Annotated in this window: 16 protein-coding genes; 14 read left to right on the top strand and 2 right to left on the bottom strand. The window is 41.6% G+C overall.

What is annotated here, in order from left to right:
• The first annotated feature begins 3 nt into the window (after nucleotides 1–3).
• The 5 genes from sufD (at nucleotide 4) to ACUW6H_RS03260 (ending at nucleotide 5,924) form a co-directional block, all read left to right on the top strand.
• Entirely contained in the window at nucleotides 4–1,266 is a 1,263-nt protein-coding gene (gene sufD, locus ACUW6H_RS03280) for a Fe-S cluster assembly protein SufD (protein ID WP_454361048.1), read from the top strand.
• A 10-nt stretch (nucleotides 1,267–1,276) separates the two neighbouring features.
• Nucleotides 1,277–2,503: a cysteine desulfurase gene (locus ACUW6H_RS03275; RefSeq protein WP_454361047.1), complete on the top strand. Its 1,227-nt coding sequence runs from the start codon at nucleotides 1,277–1,279 to the stop codon at nucleotides 2,501–2,503.
• The gene (gene sufU / locus ACUW6H_RS03270) at nucleotides 2,490–2,930 is read left to right on the top strand and encodes a Fe-S cluster assembly sulfur transfer protein SufU (RefSeq protein WP_454361045.1); all 441 of its coding nucleotides are present in this window, start codon (nucleotides 2,490–2,492) and stop codon (nucleotides 2,928–2,930) included. The genes ACUW6H_RS03275 and sufU overlap by 14 nt, the downstream gene beginning before the upstream one ends.
• A 57-nt stretch (nucleotides 2,931–2,987) precedes the next feature.
• Nucleotides 2,988–4,400 (top strand): Fe-S cluster assembly protein SufB, encoded by a 1,413-nt coding sequence (gene sufB, locus ACUW6H_RS03265; protein WP_000797046.1) that lies wholly within the window; start codon nucleotides 2,988–2,990, stop codon nucleotides 4,398–4,400.
• Between the two features lie 126 nt (nucleotides 4,401–4,526).
• Nucleotides 4,527–5,924 (top strand): APC family permease, encoded by a 1,398-nt coding sequence (locus ACUW6H_RS03260; protein WP_454361042.1) that lies wholly within the window; start codon nucleotides 4,527–4,529, stop codon nucleotides 5,922–5,924.
• Between the two features lie 27 nt (nucleotides 5,925–5,951).
• Here the strand turns inward: ACUW6H_RS03260 and ACUW6H_RS03255 are convergent, their stop codons facing one another.
• Nucleotides 5,952–6,800, bottom strand: a complete 849-nt coding sequence (locus ACUW6H_RS03255; RefSeq protein ID WP_096406913.1) for a YitT family protein — start codon at nucleotides 6,798–6,800, stop codon at nucleotides 5,952–5,954.
• A 144-nt stretch (nucleotides 6,801–6,944) separates the two neighbouring features.
• Here ACUW6H_RS03255 and ACUW6H_RS03250 point away from each other — a divergent pair, with 144 nt between their 5' ends.
• Both ACUW6H_RS03250 and ACUW6H_RS03245 read left to right on the top strand, forming a co-directional pair.
• On the top strand, nucleotides 6,945–7,781 hold the full coding sequence (locus ACUW6H_RS03250) for a DegV family protein (protein ID WP_454361040.1): 837 nt from the start codon (nucleotides 6,945–6,947) through the stop codon (nucleotides 7,779–7,781).
• 107 nt (nucleotides 7,782–7,888) lie between these two features.
• Nucleotides 7,889–8,164, top strand: coding sequence for an HU family DNA-binding protein (locus tag ACUW6H_RS03245; protein WP_001284636.1), 276 nt, complete (start codon nucleotides 7,889–7,891; stop codon nucleotides 8,162–8,164).
• Nucleotides 8,165–8,293: 129 nt separating this feature from the next.
• Here the strand turns inward: ACUW6H_RS03245 and ACUW6H_RS03240 are convergent, their stop codons facing one another.
• Complete coding sequence (locus ACUW6H_RS03240) at nucleotides 8,294–9,280, bottom strand: L-lactate dehydrogenase (protein WP_454361037.1); 987 nt, start codon at nucleotides 9,278–9,280, stop codon at nucleotides 8,294–8,296.
• 193 nt (nucleotides 9,281–9,473) lie between these two features.
• Between ACUW6H_RS03240 and gyrA the strand changes: the two genes are divergently transcribed.
• The 7 genes from gyrA to udk all read left to right on the top strand — a co-directional run bounded on the left by gyrA (nucleotide 9,474) and on the right by udk (nucleotide 18,117).
• Nucleotides 9,474–11,942: a DNA gyrase subunit A gene (gyrA, locus tag ACUW6H_RS03235; protein WP_454361282.1), complete on the top strand. Its 2,469-nt coding sequence runs from the start codon at nucleotides 9,474–9,476 to the stop codon at nucleotides 11,940–11,942.
• Complete coding sequence (locus ACUW6H_RS03230; protein ID WP_454361035.1) at nucleotides 11,942–12,697, top strand: class A sortase; 756 nt, start codon at nucleotides 11,942–11,944, stop codon at nucleotides 12,695–12,697. The genes gyrA and ACUW6H_RS03230 overlap by 1 nt, the downstream gene beginning before the upstream one ends.
• A gap of 183 nt (nucleotides 12,698–12,880) precedes the next feature.
• The gene (locus ACUW6H_RS03225) at nucleotides 12,881–13,678 is read left to right on the top strand and encodes a formate/nitrite transporter family protein (protein ID WP_049478154.1); all 798 of its coding nucleotides are present in this window, start codon (nucleotides 12,881–12,883) and stop codon (nucleotides 13,676–13,678) included.
• A 150-nt stretch (nucleotides 13,679–13,828) separates the two neighbouring features.
• Nucleotides 13,829–15,109, top strand: coding sequence for an O-acetylhomoserine aminocarboxypropyltransferase/cysteine synthase family protein (locus ACUW6H_RS03220; protein WP_454361280.1), 1,281 nt, complete (start codon nucleotides 13,829–13,831; stop codon nucleotides 15,107–15,109).
• Nucleotides 15,110–15,203: 94 nt separating this feature from the next.
• Complete coding sequence (locus ACUW6H_RS03215; RefSeq protein ID WP_454361032.1) at nucleotides 15,204–16,478, top strand: DUF2130 domain-containing protein; 1,275 nt, start codon at nucleotides 15,204–15,206, stop codon at nucleotides 16,476–16,478.
• Nucleotides 16,479–16,488: 10 nt separating this feature from the next.
• On the top strand, nucleotides 16,489–17,367 hold the full coding sequence (gene truB / locus ACUW6H_RS03210; RefSeq protein ID WP_454361030.1) for a tRNA pseudouridine(55) synthase TruB: 879 nt from the start codon (nucleotides 16,489–16,491) through the stop codon (nucleotides 17,365–17,367).
• Nucleotides 17,368–17,478: 111 nt separating this feature from the next.
• Entirely contained in the window at nucleotides 17,479–18,117 is a 639-nt protein-coding gene (gene udk, locus ACUW6H_RS03205) for a uridine kinase (protein WP_454361028.1), read from the top strand.
• Nucleotides 18,118–18,124: the final 7 nt, after the last annotated feature.

Genomic DNA, 18,124 nt, shown 5'->3' with positions numbered 1-18,124 from the left:
TAAATGACTAAAGAAACTATTAAACTTTTTTCAGAAATGCACGCTGAACCAAGCTGGTTGTCAGACCTCCGTAAAAAAGCTTTTGATAAGATTGAGAGTTTGGAATTACCAGTTATCGAGCGTGTGAAATTCCACCGTTGGAATCTGGGAGATGGAACCATTACAGAAAGCGAACCATCAGCAAATGTTCCTGACTTCACAGCTCTAGACAATCATTTGAAGTTGGTTCAAGTAGGAACTCAAACAGTTTTTGAACAAATTCCAGTTGAGTTGGCAGAACAAGGTGTTGTTTTTACAGACTTTCACTCAGCTTTAGAAGAAATTCCAGAACTTATTGAGGAATTCTTCATGTCATCTGTTAAATATGACGATGATAAATTAGCAGCCTACCACACAGCTTACTTTAATAGTGGTGCTGTTCTCTACATTCCTGATAATGTGGAGATTGCAGAGCCAATCGAAGGGATTTTCTACCAAGACAGTGATAGCGATGTGCCCTTTAACAAGCATATCCTTATCATTGCTGGTAAAAATAGCAAGATTAGTTATCTTGAACGTTTAGAGTCACGTGGCGGAAGTAGTGCCAAGGCAACAGCCAATATCACTGTAGAAGTCATCGCTCGTTCTGGTGCGCAAGTCAAGTTTGCTGCGATTGACCGTCTAGGTGAAAATGTCACGGCCTACATTAGCCGTCGTGGTAAGTTGGGCAACGATGCAAGCATTGACTGGGCGATTGGTGTCATGAACGAAGGAAACGTCGTTGCGGACTTTGATAGCGACTTGATTGGAAATGGTAGCCATGCTGACCTTAAAGTCGTAGCTCTTTCAAGCGGCCGCCAGGTTCAAGGGATTGATACTCGAGTGACTAACTACGGCTGCAACTCAATCGGAAATATCCTTCAACATGGGGTTATTCTTGAAAAAGCAACCTTGACCTTCAACGGTATCGGTCATATCATCAAAGGCGCTAAGGGAGCAGATGCCCAACAAGAGAGTCGTGTTCTCATGCTTTCAGACCAAGCACGTTCAGATGCCAACCCAATTCTTTTGATTGATGAAAATGATGTTACTGCAGGCCACGCGGCTTCTATCGGTCAGGTGGATCCTGAAGACATGTACTACCTCATGAGCCGTGGCTTGGACAAAGCAACAGCAGAACGCTTGGTTGTTCGCGGTTTCCTTGGCTCCGTAATTGTTGAGATTCCAGTCAAGGAAGTTCGTGATGAAATGATAGCAACCATCGAAGAAAAATTGTCAAAACGCTAAGGGGAAGCCTATGTTAGATGTAGAAGCGATTCGCAAGGATTTTCCAATTTTAGACCAGATTGTCAACGATGAACCACTGATCTATCTGGACAATGCTGCGACGACACAAAAGCCACTAGCAGTTCTTGAAACAATCAACCGCTACTATGAGGAGGACAATGCCAATGTTCACCGTGGTGTTCATACCTTGGCAGAACGGGCAACAGCTTCTTATGAGGCAGCTCGTGAAACCATTCGTAAATTTATCAATGCAGGGTCTACAAAGGAAGTTCTCTTTACCAGAGGAACGACGACCAGTCTTAATTGGGTAGCGCGTTATGCTGAGGAAGTCTTGACTGAGGGAGACCAGGTCTTGATTTCTGTCATGGAACACCATTCCAATATCATTCCTTGGCAGGAGGCCTGTCGCAAGACTGGAGCAGAGCTTGTCTATGTTTATATCAAGGATGGAGCTCTGGATATGGAGGATTTGCGAGCCAAATTGACTGACAAGGTCAAGTTTGTTTCCCTAGCTCACGCCTCCAATGTTCTTGGTGTGGTCAATCCTATCAAAGAAATCACACAAATGGCTCACCAAGTTGGAGCTATCATGGTGGTGGATGGTGCTCAATCTACGCCTCATATGAAGATTGATGTTCAGGACTTGGATGTGGACTTCTTTGCCTTTTCAGGTCATAAGATGACTGGTCCAACTGGTATTGGTGTCCTTTACGGTAAAGAAAAGTATCTGGAGCAAATGTCACCAGTTGAATTTGGCGGTGAGATGATTGATTTCGTTTATGAACAATCTGCTAGTTGGAAGGAATTACCTTGGAAATTCGAGGCAGGAACTCCCAATATGGCAGGTGCAATTGGGCTTGCTGCTGCAGTGGATTATCTAGAAACGATTGGTATGGATGCGATTGAATCTCATGAACAGGAATTGATAGCCTACGTCTATCCAAAACTTCAGGCAATTGAAGGACTGACTATTTATGGTTCACACGATTTGGCTCAACGTTCGGGTGTTATTGCCTTTAACCTAGGTGACCTTCATCCTCACGACCTTGCGACAGCTCTGGATTATGAAGGGGTAGCAGTTCGTGCGGGTCACCATTGTGCCCAACCATTGCTCCAGTATTTGGAAGTCCCTGCAACAGCTCGTGCAAGTTTTTATATATACAATACCAAGGCTGATTGCGACAAGCTGGTCGATGCCTTACAAAAGACAAAGGAGTTTTTCAATGGCACTTTCTAAACTAGATAGTCTTTATATGGCAGTGGTAGCGGACCATTCGAAAAATCCCCATCACCAAGGGAAGCTAGAAGATGCTGAACAAATCAGTCTCAACAACCCGACCTGTGGTGATGTCATCAATCTATCTGTCAAGTTTGATGCTGATAATCGTTTGGAAGATATCGCTTTTCTAAACTCTGGTTGTACCATCTCAACTGCCTCTGCTAGTATGATGACGGATGCAGTTTTAGGTAAGACAAAGCAAGAAATCTTAGAGCTTGCAACCATCTTTTCTGAAATGGTTCAAGGTCAAAAGGATGAGCGTCAAGATCAACTTGGAGATGCAGCTTTCTTATCTGGAGTTGCCAAGTTTCCTCAACGAATCAAATGCGCAACCCTAGCTTGGAATGCCCTTAAGAAAACAATTGAAAATCAAGATAACAAATAAGACAAGTTTCTTTTGTCTTATAAATCAATAGAAATGAAGAATGAAAGAAAGGATATTATGGCTGAAGAAAGAGTAGAACCAAAACCAATCGATCTTGGTGAATATAAATTTGGTTTCCATGATGATGTAGAGCCTGTCCTATCGACAGGAAAAGGATTGAATGAAGATGTCATTCGTGAACTATCAGCTGCTAAGGGTGAGCCTGAGTGGATGTTAGAATTTCGATTGAAATCTTACGAAACCTTTAAAAAAATGCCTATGCAAACTTGGGGAGCAGACTTGTCAGAGATTGATTTTGATGACTTGATTTACTACCAAAAACCATCTGATAAACCAGCTCGTTCATGGGATGATGTACCTGAAAAGATTAAGGAAACCTTTGAACGTATCGGGATTCCTGAAGCTGAGCGTGCTTATCTAGCTGGAGCTTCTGCCCAATATGAGTCAGAAGTGGTTTACCATAACATGAAGGAAGAATTTGAGAAGTTAGGAATTATCTTTACAGATACAGATTCTGCTCTCAAGGAATACCCAGACTTGTTTAAACAATACTTCGCTAAGTTAGTACCGCCGACAGATAACAAGTTAGCAGCCCTCAACTCAGCCGTTTGGTCAGGTGGAACTTTTATCTATGTACCAAAAGGAGTTAAGGTAGATATTCCCCTACAAACCTATTTCCGTATCAACAACGAAAATACTGGTCAGTTTGAACGTACCTTGATTATCGTTGATGAGGGAGCAAGCGTCCACTACGTAGAAGGATGTACAGCACCAACATATTCAAGCAACAGCTTGCATGCTGCTATTGTAGAAATCTTTGCTTTGGACGGAGCTTACATGCGTTATACAACCATCCAAAACTGGTCTGACAACGTTTATAACTTGGTAACAAAACGTGCAAAAGCCTTGAAAGATGCGACTGTTGAGTGGATTGATGGAAACTTAGGTGCCAAAACAACTATGAAATATCCATCTGTTTACCTTGATGGAGAAGGTGCGCGTGGTACTATGCTCTCTATCGCCTTTGCCAATGCTGGGCAACACCAAGACACTGGTGCCAAGATGATCCACAATGCTCCACATACGAGCTCGTCTATCGTGTCAAAATCCATCGCTAAAGGTGGAGGAAAGGTGGACTACCGTGGACAAGTAACCTTTAATAAAAACTCGAAGAAATCTGTTTCTCACATCGAGTGTGATACCATTATCATGGATGACTTATCAGCGTCAGATACCATTCCATTTAATGAAATCCACAACTCGCAAGTTGCATTGGAGCACGAAGCCAAGGTATCTAAGATTTCAGAGGAACAACTCTATTACCTCATGAGCCGTGGATTGTCAGAATCTGAGGCAACCGAGATGATTGTCATGGGATTTGTCGAACCTTTCACAAAAGAACTTCCAATGGAATATGCAGTTGAGCTTAACCGCTTGATTAGCTATGAAATGGAAGGGTCTGTTGGGTAAGAATATGCAGAATCTGAACAGGAATCCTTTCTGTTCAGAATTTTTTTCAAAAAAGAACCTAATAAATATTCACAAAAATGCTTTTATGTGGTAAAATAAAACAATTACATTTAGTGGAGATGAAGTGTGAATATTTTTAGAACCAAGGATGTTAGTCTGGGACGAACGGAAATGCGTCGCCATTTGAAATTATGGGATTTGATTTTATTAGGGATTGGTGCCATGGTGGGAACGGGAATTTTTACCATTACAGGAACAGCAGCTGCTACATTGGCTGGTCCATCTCTAGTTGTTTTCATTGTGATTTCTGCCCTATGCGTTTCTTTATCAGCCCTCTTTTTTGCAGAATTTGCCTCTCGTGTGCCTGCAACAGGAGGTGCTTATAGTTATCTCTATGCGATCTTAGGAGAATTTCCAGCCTGGATTGCCGGTTGGTTGACCATCATGGAATTCATGACGGCCATATCGGGTGTTGCATCTGGCTGGGCAGCTTACTTTAAGGGCTTACTCAGTAATTACGGTATCTCCATGCCCCAAGCCTTAAATGGTACTTTTAACCCCGAACAAGGCACCTATATCGACCTTTTACCTATTTTAGTGCTTGCTTTGGTAACAGGACTAGTTTTATTGAATTCCAAGGCAGCCTTGCGCTTTAATTCGCTTCTAGTGGTCTTGAAATTCTCTGCTCTCGCCCTGTTCATCCTAGTTGGGATTTGGCACATCAAACCTGAAAATTGGTCAAATTTTGCCCCCTTTGGCTTTGGTCAGCTTTATGGCGGAAGTACTGGGATTATGGCAGGAGCCTCTTTGATGTTCTTTGGTTTTCTCGGTTTTGAGTCAATTTCCATGGCAGTTGATGAAATTCAAAGTCCGCAAAAGAATGTTCCTCTAGGAATTGTCCTTTCTCTGTCAATCGTCACTATTCTCTATGCTTTGGTAACCTTAGTATTGACTGGGGTTGTTCATTATAGCCAACTCAATGTGGACGATGCAGTAGCCTTCTCATTGCGTAGTATCGGAATTGGCTGGGCAGCTAACTATGTTTCGCTTGTAGCCATTTTAACCTTGATTACTGTGTGTATTTCCATGACCTACGCCCTGTCTCGAATGATTTACAGCTTAGCACGTGACGGTCTTTTACCTCAAAGATTCAAACAACTAAGCAAAAACAGCCGAGTTCCAAAGAATGCGACTATTTTAACAGGGTTTGCTTCAGCCATTGCTGCGGGCATTTTCCCCTTGGCAAGCATTGCAGCCTTTCTGAATATCTGTACACTAGCCTATCTCATCTTACTTGCCTATGGCATTATCAAGCTCAGAAAAGATAAGGGGATGCCAAAAGAAGGAGAGTTCAAAACTCCTTTAGTGCCGCTTTTGCCAATCCTTTCCATTCTTATCTGTCTTTCCTTTATGCTTCAATACACCAAGGAAACATGGATTGCCTTTGGACTTGCTTTGTTGGTTGGACTAGTGATTTACTTTACTTATGGCTATCGTCATTCTACACTTTCCAAACAAAAATAAAAGCCGGGATTTCCCAGCCTTTTTGTTTTATTCTTTTATGTAGGTAAATCCTTCCCCAAGGATTTCATGAGCTTCAGTGATGGTAATAAAGGCTTGAGGGTCTATATGGTGAATCATATCCTTCATTTTAACGATTTCATTTCGACCGACGATACAATAAATGATTTTCAAATCTTTCTTACTGTAGTAGCCTTGACCAGAGATATAGGTCACGCCACGTCCTAGTTCTTCGTTGATTTTATCAGCCAATTGCTCAGGATACTGAGTGATAATCATAAATCCTTTACCAGCATAGCCCCCTTCACCAATCAAGTCAATAACACGAGCGATGATAAAGTCAAACAAGAGAGTATAGGTAACGAGACGAAGATCTTGGAAGATAATTAAAATCAACATTAGGATAAAAAAGTCAATCCCAAAGAGCAATTTACCAATTGAGATATTGGTGTATTTATTGAGGATACGGGCAACAATATCTGAACCACCAGTCGTCCCACCAGCATTAAAAATAACTCCTAAACCGACTCCCAGTAAAACACCAGAAACTAGCGAAACGATAATGAGATCCCCTTGTAGGTCAAACTGTAAAGGAATTTTTTCAAAGACAGCAAGCCAGACAGAAAGGGAGATAGTTCCTAAGAGACTGGTGTAGAGAGTTTTAGGTCCAAATATTTTCCAGGCTAGGATAAATAAAGGAATATTGATCAAGAGGTTCATCAGTGAGACTGGAATTTTAAAGAGGTAGAAGGTAATGAGTGTAATACCTGTCGCACCACCCTCAAATAGATGATAGGGAACTACAAAGTAGGTAAGACCAAAGGCATAAATAGCTGCCCCTAGTATGATAGTGATAATAGGCTGAACTTTTCGGATCATGATTCTCCCTCGCTTTTTCTATAGATAGATTATACCAAATTTTCAAGCGTTTTAATTGGATCTCTTATGATTTTTTAACAAAATTTTGATATAATAAAAGTGATAAATCCCTATCTTATTGAGAAGAATAGAAAGATTGAAATTATGACACAAGTAAAAATTGTAACAGATTCTTCTGTTACCATCGAACCAGAAGTAGTAAAAGAGTTAAATATTACGGTTGTGCCGCTATCCGTTATGATCGATAGTGTGCTTTATTCAGACGCAGATTTGAAAGAAGGGGAGTTTCTTCATCTTATGCAACAAAGTAAGAATCTGCCGAAAACTAGTCAGCCTCCAGTAGGAGTGTTTGCTGAGGTTTTTGAAGAACTAGGTAAAGACGGTAGTCAGATTCTCGCGATTCACATGTCCCATGCCTTGTCAGGAACTGTTGAAGCTGCTCGTCAAGGAGCGAGTCTCTCAACTGCTGATGTGACGGTTATTGATAGTTCTTTTACAGACCAAGCTATGAAGTTTCAAGTAGTTGAAGCAGCTAAACTTGCCCAAGAAGGGAAAGATTTAGAAACCATCCTAGCCCATGTAGAAGACGTTAAGAATCATACGGAACTCTATATCGGTGTTTCAACATTAGAAAATCTAGTTAAGGGCGGACGTATTGGACGTGTGACGGGATTATTAAGCTCTCTTTTGAACATCCGAGTTGTGATGCAGATGAAGAATCATGAACTCCAGCCTATCATTAAGGGACGAGGTGCTAAGACATTCAAAAAATGGCTTGATGAATTGACTGAGACGCTCTCACATCAATCAGTGGCTGAGATTGGAATTTCATATGCAGGTACAAATGAATGGGCAAATGAGATGAAGAACTTGTTGCAAACTTATGTAGAAAAACCAATCTCTGTATTGGAAACAGGTTCTATTATTCAAACACATACGGGAGAAAATGCCTGGGCAATTCTAATTCGTTACAATTCCTAAAAAAATAGAGAAAAATCGTTAGAAATAGTGTTTTTGACTTGACCTATAGCCAATTTTAGGATATGATTATATTTGTTAATTAGAAATTATTTGGAGGATTTATTAACATGGCAAACAAACAAGATTTGATCGCTAAAGTAGCAGAAGCTACAGAATTGACTAAGAAAGATTCAGCAGCAGCAGTTGACGCTGTATTCGCAGCAGTAACTGAATACCTTGCAGCTGGTGAAAAAGTTCAATTGATCGGTTTTGGTAACTTTGAAGTTCGTGAGCGTGCTGCACGTAAAGGTCGCAACCCACAAACTGGTAAAGAAATCAAGATCGCAGCTTCTAAAGTTCCAGCATTCAAAGCTGGTAAAGCTCTTAAAGACGCTGTTAAATAATGACACTTTAAAAAGCCTATTGTATCAAGCTTTCTAGCTTGGTCAATAGGCTTTTTTCTTGTTAGAAATCTATGATCTTAGTATGTATTATAAAAGAAAAAGGTTCCCATGATGAGAACCTTCTTTTCATTAGTTTTTAGAAGCTGCTTGGAATTCAGGGTTTTTCCATGCTTCATTAATAATTGCTTGCAATTCTTTTGCAGATGCTTGCATTTTTTGTGTTTCAGCGTCGTTCAATGGGATGTTAACTGGACGAACGATACCGTGTGCACCAACGATAGCAGGTTGACCGATAAAGACGTTTTCAACACCGTATTGACCTTCTTGGAATACAGAAAGTGGAAGCACCGCATTTTCATCGTCAAGGATAGCACGAGTGATACGAGCAAGGGCAACTGCGATACCGTAGTATGTAGCGCCTTTCTTGTTGATGATTGAGTAGGCAGCATCACGAACTGAGATGAAAAGTTCAACAAGGTCAGCTTCATTCAAGTCACGGTTAGCTTGCAACCAGTGTTCCAATTTAACACCGGCAACGTTAGCGTGAGACCAAACAGCGAATTCTGAGTCACCGTGTTCACCCATGATGTAGGCATGGACTGAACGAGCGTCAACACCGATTGTTTCAGCAAGTGCTTGACGGAAACGAGCTGAGTCAAGAGAAGTACCAGAACCGATAACGCGTTCTTTAGGGAATCCAGAGAATTTCCAAGTTGAGTAAGTCAAAATGTCAACTGGGTTAGCTGCTACAAGGAAGATACCATCGAAACCAGAAGCAACAACTTGCTCAACGATTGATTTGTTGATTGCAAGGTTTTTACCTACAAGGTCAAGACGAGTTTCACCTGGCTTTTGAGGAGCACCAGCAGTGATAACTACAAGGTCAGCGTCAGCACAGTCTTCGTATTTTGCAGCGTAGATTTTTTTAGGTGAAGTGAAGGCAAGGGCATGGCTAAGGTCTTCTGCGTCACCAACCGCTTTTTCAAACAATTGAGGAATTTCAATGATTCCAAGCTCTTGTGCAATTCCTTGGGTAACAAGCGCGAAAGCATAAGATGAACCTACGGCACCGTCACCGACAAGGATCACTTTTTTGTGTTGTTTAGTAGAAGTCATTTTCTAAACATCTCCTTCAATTTTTTTAGGGAATTCCCCAGATATTTTCATTCTATCACTTTTAAAAAGCTTTGTCACGGAAATGCCTTCTTGTTCTTGATGTAAACGTTTTAGTGATTTCCAAAGACTGAAATGATCTACACTTTATGGTATAATATATCTAGTTACTAATTGTGAAATGAGGCATTTATTAATGCAGGATAAAAACTTAGTGAATGTTAATCTGACAAAGGAGATGAAGACCAGCTTTATCGACTACGCCATGAGTGTTATCGTAGCGCGTGCTCTTCCTGATGTTCGAGATGGCTTAAAACCAGTTCACCGTCGTATTCTATACGGAATGAATGAACTAGGTGTTACTCCAGATAAACCCCATAAAAAATCAGCCCGTATTACAGGGGATGTCATGGGTAAATACCACCCTCACGGAGACTCGTCTATTTATGAGGCTATGGTTCGTATGGCTCAGTGGTGGAGCTATCGTTACATGCTCGTTGATGGGCATGGAAACTTTGGTTCTATGGACGGGGACGGTGCTGCCGCACAGCGTTATACTGAGGCACGTATGAGCAAGATTGCTCTGGAAATGCTTCGTGATATCAATAAAAACACGGTTGATTTTGTAGACAACTACGATGCCAATGAACGTGAACCCTTGGTTTTGCCAGCTCGTTTTCCAAACCTTTTGGTCAATGGGGCAACTGGGATTGCCGTAGGGATGGCTACCAACATTCCTCCTCACAACCTAGGTGAAACCATTGATGCCGTGAAGCTAGTCATGGACAATCCAGATGTGACTACTAAGGACTTGATGGAAGTCTTGCCTGGTCCAGACTTTCCAACGGGTGCCCTTGTTATGGGGAAATCAGGTATTCATAAGGCCTACGAAACTGGTAAAGGCTCCATTGTTCTTCGTTCTCGTACTGAAATCGAAGAAACTAAAACTGGCCGTGAACGAATTGTTGTAACGGAATTTCCTTACATGGTCAACAAAACCAAGGTCCATGAACATATTGTTCGTTTGGTTCAGGAAAAACGGATTGAGGGCATTACAGCAGTACGTGATGAATCCAACCGCGAAGGGGTTCGTTTCGTGATCGAAGTGAAACGCGATGCCTCTGCAAATGTTATCCTCAACAATCTCTTCAAGATGACCCAGATGCAAACCAACTTTGGTTTCAATATGCTGGCAATTCAAAATGGCGTACCAAAGATTTTGTCCCTTCGTCAAATTTTGGATGCTTATATCGAACACCAAAAAGAAGTGGTTGTGCGTCGTACACGTTTTGACAAGGAAAAAGCAGAAGCGCGTGCTCACATCTTAGAAGGTCTTCTAATTGCGCTAGATCATATCGACGAAGTGATTCGTATTATCCGTGCAAGTGAAACAGATGCCGAAGCACAAGCTGAGTTGATGAGCAAGTTTAAGCTTTCAGAGCGTCAAAGTCAGGCAATCCTTGATATGCGTCTTCGTCGTTTGACAGGATTGGAACGTGATAAGATTCAGTCTGAGTATGATGAATTGATTGCCTTGATTGCAGATTTGGCAGATATTCTTGCCAAACCAGAACGTGTGGCGCAAATCATCAAAGAGGAATTGGATGAAGTTAAACGCAAGTTTGGTGACAAACGTCGTACCGAGTTGATGGTCGGAGAAGTCTTGACACTTGAGGACGAAGACTTGATTGAGGAGACGGATGTCTTGATTACCCTTTCAAACAAGGGTTACATCAAACGTCTGGACCAAGGTGAGTTCACTGCCCAAAAACGTGGTGGTCGTGGAGTCCAAGGTACTGGCGTTAAGGATGATGACTTTGTGCGTGAGTTGGTTTCAACCAGTACCCATGATCATCTGCTCTTCTTTACTAATAAAGGACGTGTCTACCGCCTTAAAGGTTATGAAATCCCAGAATATGGTCGTACAGCCAAGGGCTTGCCAGTTGTCAATCTTTTGAAGTTGGACGAAGGCGAAAGCATTCAGACCATCATCAATGTTGATTCTGAGCGTAGTGATGATGCTTATCTCTTCTTCACAACTCGTCACGGTGTCGTGAAGAGAACCAGTGTCAAAGAATTTGCAAATATTCGTCAAAATGGACTTAAGGCCTTGAATCTCAAGGATGAGGATGAGTTGATCAATGTCTTGCTGACAGAAGAAGATACCGATATCATCATTGGTACCAAGTTTGGTTATTCTGTTCGCTTTAATCAGTCAGCTGTTCGTGGCATGAGCCGTATCGCGACAGGTGTCCGAGGAGTCAATCTTCGTGAAGGAGATACAGTAGTTGGCGCAAGTGTTATTACTGACCAGGATGAGGTCCTTATCATCACTGAAAAAGGTTATGGTAAGCGTACCCTTGCTACTGAATACCCTACTAAAGGCCGTGGTGGTAAAGGAATGAAGACTGCCAATGTTGCTGAGAAGAATGGTCCTCTTGCAGGCCTCCTCACTGTTAAAGGTGATGAAGACCTAATGATTATCACGGATACAGGGGTCATGATTCGAACAAACGTTGCCAATATTTCACAAACAGGACGCTCAACTATGGGAGTTAAGGTGATGCGTCTAGACCAAGATGCTAAGATTGTGACCTTTACAACGGTTGCTGCGGCAGAAAAAGAAGAAGTTGGGACTGAAATTGAAACAGAAGGTGAAGCATAATGTCTCATAGAAGAACGAAAAATAAAAAGAGTAAGAAGAATAAGCGCAGAAATCTATTTATCAATATTTTAGCGGGTTTCTTAATTCTTCTTTCCCTAGCCTTGATTTTTAATTCAAAGATTCGTGATCTCTTTTTGGTCTGGAATACCAATAAATATCAAGTCAATCAGGTTACTAAAGAAAATATAGATGAAAATCTAAAAACCGAAGGAAATTTTGATTTTGACTCTGTTAAGTCTATTTCATCTGAAGCTGTATTGGCTTCACAATGGGATGCCCAAAAGCTTCCAGTTATTGGTGGTATTGCTATTCCTGAAGTAGAGATTAACCTACCTATTTTCAAAGGGTTGGATAATGTAAACTTGTTCTACGGAGCAGGGACCATGAAACCCAATCAAAAAATGGGAGAAGGCAACTATTCTCTAGCCAGTCACCATATCTTTACTGCTGAAAATGCGAGCCAGATGCTCTTCTCACCTTTGGTCAATGCCAAAGCAGGTATGAAAATTTACCTGACAGATAAGGACAAGGTTTATACCTATGAGATTACTGAAGTTAAACGTGTCACACCTGACCGAGTAGATGAAATCGAAGACCGTGATGGAGTGAAAGAAATCACCTTGGTAACCTGTGTAGACTACAATGAAACCGAACGAATTATTGTGAAAGGTATTTTTAAAGAATCAAAAGCTTATTCGGATACATCTGAAGATATTTTGAAAGCCTTTAATAAACCATATAAACAACGTTATTAAGAATGAATGAACCAGTGAAGTGCTATTTCACTGGTTTTTTATGTCAACAAATAGAATCAAAATAGTTCTTATGAAAAAGGATAAGAAGGCTTAGGATAAATATTTTAGAATTTTACAGAAAACGCTTTCTAGAAAACAAGAATTATGTTATAATTATCACAAATAAAAGTTTAGGAGTTTTTTATGGTCTCTTCAGAATTTATTTCAAAGATTGAATTTGCTTGCAAGAAGAAAGAAAGTCTTTATAGCCAAAGTAAGTTTAAGTATGCGATTCGTTCCATGTTTGCAGGTGCTTTTCTAACATTTAGTACGGCTGCGGGCGCAGTTGGGGCTGACTTGATTAATAAGATCGCACCAGGCAGTGGACGTTTTCTTTTCCCATTTGTTTTTGCTTGGGGATTGGCCTACATTGTTTTCTTGAATGCTGAATTGGTCACTTCAAACATGATGTTCCTAACCGCGGGCAGTTTTTTGAAGAAAATTTCTTGGAGAAAAACAGCTGAGATTCTACTTTACTGTACCTTCTTCAACCTCATTGGTGCTCTTATAGCAGGTTGGGGCTTTGCCCACTCAGCAGCCTATGCAAATCTAACACATGATAGCTTCATTTCAGGAGTTGTAGAGATGAAGTTAGGTCGTTCCAATGAGCTAGTCTTGCTTGAGGGTATTTTAGCCAATATCTTTGTAAACATTGCCATTCTTTCATTCGTTTTGGTGAAAGACGGTGGAGCCAAACTATGGCTTGTTTTGTCAGCAATTTACATGTTTGTATTCTTAACAAACGAACACATTGCTGCGAACTTTGCTTCTTTTGCGATTGTTAAGTTCAGTGTAGCAGCAGATTCCATTGCTAACTTTGACATACCTAATATTCTTCGTCACTGGGGTGTAACCTTTGTCGGAAACTTTATCGGAGGAGGTCTCTTGATGGGCTTACCATACGCCTTCCTCAATAAAAACGAAGATACTTATGTCGATTAAAGAAATGAGCACGAGTTAATCGTGCTTTTTTGTTTGATGTGTATGACTAGTCATAGTTGTTCCTTATATCAAAATATAGAAAAACTGTATTGGAAAAGGCTAACCCAAGATGATACAATATACCTAATGAAGCTATTTGGAGGTCGTCTTATGACTCGTGATTTTAAATTTGAAACCCTACAATTACATGCTGGACAAGTAGTTGATCCAGCGACCAAGTCTCGTGCAGTACCGATTTATCAAACAACATCCTTCGTTTTTGATGACACGCAGGAAGGTGCAGATCTGTTTGCATTGAGAAAACCAGGCAATATCTATACTCGTATCACAAATCCCACAACAGCAGCCTTTGAGGAAAGAATCGCTGCCCTTGAAGGTGGTGTTGGAGCACTAGCGACAGCATCAGGTATGGCTGCTGTAACCTACACTATTTTGGCGCTTGCTCACGCAGGTGACCATGTGGTGGCTGCGTCAACTATTTACGGTGGGACCTTCAACCTCTTGAAAGAAACCCTTCCTCGTTATGGGATTACAACAACCTTTGTGGATGTGGATAATTTGGAGGAAGTTGAAGCAGCTATCGGTGACAATACCAAACTTGTCTTGATTGAAACCTTGGGGAATCCCTTGATTAACATTCCTGACTTGGAAAAATTGGCTGAGATTGCGCATAAACACCAGATTCCTCTCGTTTCAGACAACACTTTTGCCACACCATATTTGATTAACGTTTTCTCTCACGGTGTAGATATTGCCATTCACTCAGCAACTAAGTTTATTGGTGGGCATGGTACGACTATTGGCGGTGTCATCGTGGACAGTGGTCGTTTTGATTGGGAAGCGTCAGGGAAATTCCCTCAATTTGTTGAGGAAGATCCGAGCTACCATAACTTGAGCTATACTCGCGATGTTGGGGCAGCAGCCTTTATTATCGCTGTTCGTGTTCAATTGCTTCGTGATACAGGTGCTGCCTTGTCACCATTTAATGCCTTTCTCTTGCTCCAAGGGCTTGAAACTCTCTCTCTTCGTGTGGAACGCCATGTGCAAAATGCAGAGAAAATTGTTGATTTCCTTGTTAACCATCCTAAGGTAGAAAAAGTAAACTATCCAAAACTAGCAGACAGTCCTTACCATGCCTTGGCTGAGAAATATTTGCCAAAAGGTGTTGGTTCAATCTTTACCTTCCATGTCAAAGGTGGAGAAGCAGAAGCTCGCAGGGTGATTGATAATTTGGAAATCTTCTCTGACCTTGCAAACGTAGCAGATGCCAAATCCCTTGTGGTCCATCCAGCGACAACCACTCACGGTCAGTTGTCAGAAAAAGATCTAGAAGCGGCAGGTGTCACACCAAACCAAATCCGCTTGTCGATCGGTCTTGAAAATGTAGAGGATTTGATTGAAGATTTGCGCTTAGCCTTGGAAAAAATTTAAAGTAAAAGATATCAACAGTGGGTTTCGACTCACTGTTTTTGATTTTCCCTCAAGCATGATATAATGGTTACAGAAGTCTAGAAAGAGGAAAGTTATGAACGAAATCAAATGCCCCAACTGTGGGGAAGTCTTTACAGTAAATGAGAGTCAGTATGCTGAACTTTTATCCCAAGTGAGAACGGCTGAGTTTGATAAGGAATTGCACGATCGAATGAAGCAGGAGCTGGCCTTAGCTGAGCAGAAGGCTATGAATGAGCAACAGTCTAAACTAGCTCAAAAAGACCAAGAAATTGCGCAATTGCAGAGTCAAATCCAAAACTTTGATACAGAGAAAGAGTTGGCCAAGAAAGAAGTTGAACAGACAAGCCATGAGGCTTTATTAGCTAAGGACAAGGAAGTGCAGGCCTTGGAAAACCAACTGGCTACCTTGCGTTTGGAGCATGAAAATCAACTGCAAAAGACCCTTTCTGACCTAGAAAAAGAACGGGATCAAGTTAAAAATCAGCTCCTTTTGCAAGAAAAGGAAAATGAGTTGTCTCTGGCCTCAGTCAAGCAAAATTACGAAGCCCAGCTCAAGGCTGCTAGTGAACAAGTCGAATTTTACAAGAATTTCAAAGCCCAACAATCCACAAAAGCTATCGGGGAAAGTCTGGAACAGTATGCGGAGAGTGAGTTCAATAAGGTTCGCAGTTTTGCCTTTCCAAATGCCTACTTTGAGAAGGATAACAAGGTCTCTGCGCGAGGATCTAAGGGGGACTTTATCTTCCGTGATTTTGATGAAAATGGTCTAGAATTCATTTCCATCATGTTTGAAATGAAAAACGAAGCGGATGGGACGGAGAAGAAGCATAAGAATGCAGATTTTTACAAGGAATTGGACAAGGACCGTCGGGAAAAGAACTGCGAGTATGCGGTTTTAGTGACCATGTTAGAAGCAGATAACGATTACTTTAACACGGGTATCGTGGATGTCAGTCATGAGTATGAAAAGATGTATGTCGTCCGACCTCAATTCTTTATCCAGTTGATTGGGCTTTTGAGAAATGCGGCTCTTAATTCTCTCAAATACAAGCAAGAGTTGGCCTTAGTCCGGGAGCAAAATATTGATATTACGCATTTTGAAGAAGACTTGGATGCCTTCAAAGTAGCTTTTGCCAAAAACTACAACTCTGCTTCAACCAACTTTGGTAAAGCAATCGATGAAATCGATAAGGCCATCAAACGGATGGAAGAGGTCAAGAAATTCCTAACCACATCCGAAAACCAACTCCGCCTTGCAAACAACAAGCTAGAAGATGTTTCCGTTAAAAAATTGACCCGCAAAAATCCAACAATGAAAGCAAAGTTTGAAGCGCTGAAGGGGGAATAGAAAGCAACACATGAACGGTATTATCAACTTAAGAAAAGAAGCGGGGATGACCTCGCATGATGCGGTTTTTAAACTGCGTAAGATTTTGGGAACTAAGAAAATCGGTCATGGTGGGACCTTGGATCCGGATGTGGTGGGTGTTTTGCCTATTGCGGTGGGCAAGGCAACCCGCATGGTCGAGTTTATGCAGGATGAGGGCAAGGTCTACGAGGGGGAGATTACTATCGGCTATTCAACGACGACCGAGGATGCCAGTGGGGAAGTGGTCGCAGAGACACCTGTTTTGTCGCCATTGGATGAAAAGCTTGTCGATGAAGCGATTGCGAGTCTGACTGGGCCTATTACTCAGATTCCCCCTATGTATTCGGCTGTCAAGGTTAATGGTCGCAAGCTTTATGAGTATGCGCGTGCTGGTCAGGAAGTAGAGCGCCCAGAACGTCAGGTAACAATCTATAGTTTTGAAAGAACGAGCCCCATTTTTTATGATGGGTATCTTGCACGCTTTACTTTTCGTGTAAAATGCAGTAAGGGAACCTATATCCGTACCTTGTCTGTTGACTTGGGAGAGAAGCTGGGCTATGCAGCTCATATGTCCCATTTGACACGGACGAGTGCAGCCGGTTTAGAACTGGAAGATGCTCTTACCTTGGACGAAATTGCTGCAAAAGTGGAGGCTGGCCAACTGGACTTTCTCCATCCTCTAGAGATTGGAACAGGGGATCTTGTTAAAGTTTCTCTAACTCCAGTACAGGCTACAGAAGTCCGCTTTGGTCGTTTTATAGAGCTAGATCAGTCGGATAAGGAGATAGCTGCCTTTGAAGATGATAAATTGCTAGCCATTCTAGAAAAACGGGGCAATCTCTACAAGCCAAGGAAAGTTCTATGCTAGTCAAACTGGGGTGTAAGTATTAGATTGTTACCCATAGTCTATCAAAATCAGACTATAAATTTGGCTAAAAATGTGATAGAATAGACGACGGATAAAAAAAAGGAGGATAGCATGCAAAATAGACCAATCATTATCGGAGTGACAGGTGGTTCTGGTGGTGGTAAGACTAGTGTTTCAAAAGCCATTTTATCTCATTTTCTTGATGAGAAGATTGCCATGATTGAGCATGATTCATACTACAAGGACCAATCTCATTTGACCTTTGAAGAGCGTGTCAAAACCAACTACGACCATCCTTTTGCCTTTGATACAGATTTGATGATTGAGCAAATTAAGGAGTTGTTGGCAGGGCGTCCGGTGGACATTCCGACTTATGACTATACAGAGCATACACGAAGCAGCAAGACCTATCGTCAAGAACCTCAAGATGTCTTTATCGTTGAGGGGATTTTGGTCTTGGAGGACAAGCGTCTGCGTGATTTGATGGATATCAAGATTTTTGTGGATACAGATGATGATGTGCGCATTATTCGTCGGATCAAGCGGGATATGGAAGAGCGTGGTCGTAGTTTGGATAGCGTTATTGACCAATATCTGGGTGTTGTCAAACCCATGTATCACCAGTTCATCGAGCCGACTAAGCGTTATGCCGATATCGTCATTCCTGAGGGAGTCAGCAATACCGTTGCTATCGACCTTTTGACGACCAAGATTTCTAAGATTTTGGAAGAAGCTCGTAACAGCAAATAATCAGATG

The organism is Streptococcus sp. 151470009-6 (assembly GCF_053628175.1).
Note: the sequence above shows the minus strand (reverse complement) of the source record. Positions and strands in the feature narration are given on the sequence as shown.

Excerpts from the sequence above, each read along its gene's own strand:
- sufB (WP_000797046.1), top strand. The coding sequence starts at position 2,988 with ATGGCTGAAGAAAGAGTAGAACCAAAACCAATCGATCTTGGTGAATAT.
- ACUW6H_RS03240 (WP_454361037.1), bottom strand. The coding sequence starts at position 9,280 with ATGACTTCTACTAAACAACACAAAAAAGTGATCCTTGTCGGTGACGGT.
- ACUW6H_RS03220 (WP_454361280.1), top strand. The coding sequence starts at position 13,829 with ATGACTCGTGATTTTAAATTTGAAACCCTACAATTACATGCTGGACAA.
- ACUW6H_RS03250 (WP_454361040.1), top strand. The coding sequence starts at position 6,945 with ATGACACAAGTAAAAATTGTAACAGATTCTTCTGTTACCATCGAACCA.
- ACUW6H_RS03215 (WP_454361032.1), top strand. The coding sequence starts at position 15,204 with ATGAACGAAATCAAATGCCCCAACTGTGGGGAAGTCTTTACAGTAAAT.
- ACUW6H_RS03245 (WP_001284636.1), top strand. The coding sequence starts at position 7,889 with ATGGCAAACAAACAAGATTTGATCGCTAAAGTAGCAGAAGCTACAGAA.
- gyrA (WP_454361282.1), top strand. The coding sequence starts at position 9,474 with ATGCAGGATAAAAACTTAGTGAATGTTAATCTGACAAAGGAGATGAAG.
- ACUW6H_RS03275 (WP_454361047.1), top strand. The coding sequence starts at position 1,277 with ATGTTAGATGTAGAAGCGATTCGCAAGGATTTTCCAATTTTAGACCAG.
- sufD (WP_454361048.1), top strand. The coding sequence starts at position 4 with ATGACTAAAGAAACTATTAAACTTTTTTCAGAAATGCACGCTGAACCA.
- ACUW6H_RS03255 (WP_096406913.1), bottom strand. The coding sequence starts at position 6,800 with ATGATCCGAAAAGTTCAGCCTATTATCACTATCATACTAGGGGCAGCT.
- ACUW6H_RS03225 (WP_049478154.1), top strand. The coding sequence starts at position 12,881 with ATGGTCTCTTCAGAATTTATTTCAAAGATTGAATTTGCTTGCAAGAAG.
- ACUW6H_RS03230 (WP_454361035.1), top strand. The coding sequence starts at position 11,942 with ATGTCTCATAGAAGAACGAAAAATAAAAAGAGTAAGAAGAATAAGCGC.
- udk (WP_454361028.1), top strand. The coding sequence starts at position 17,479 with ATGCAAAATAGACCAATCATTATCGGAGTGACAGGTGGTTCTGGTGGT.
- sufU (WP_454361045.1), top strand. The coding sequence starts at position 2,490 with ATGGCACTTTCTAAACTAGATAGTCTTTATATGGCAGTGGTAGCGGAC.
- truB (WP_454361030.1), top strand. The coding sequence starts at position 16,489 with ATGAACGGTATTATCAACTTAAGAAAAGAAGCGGGGATGACCTCGCAT.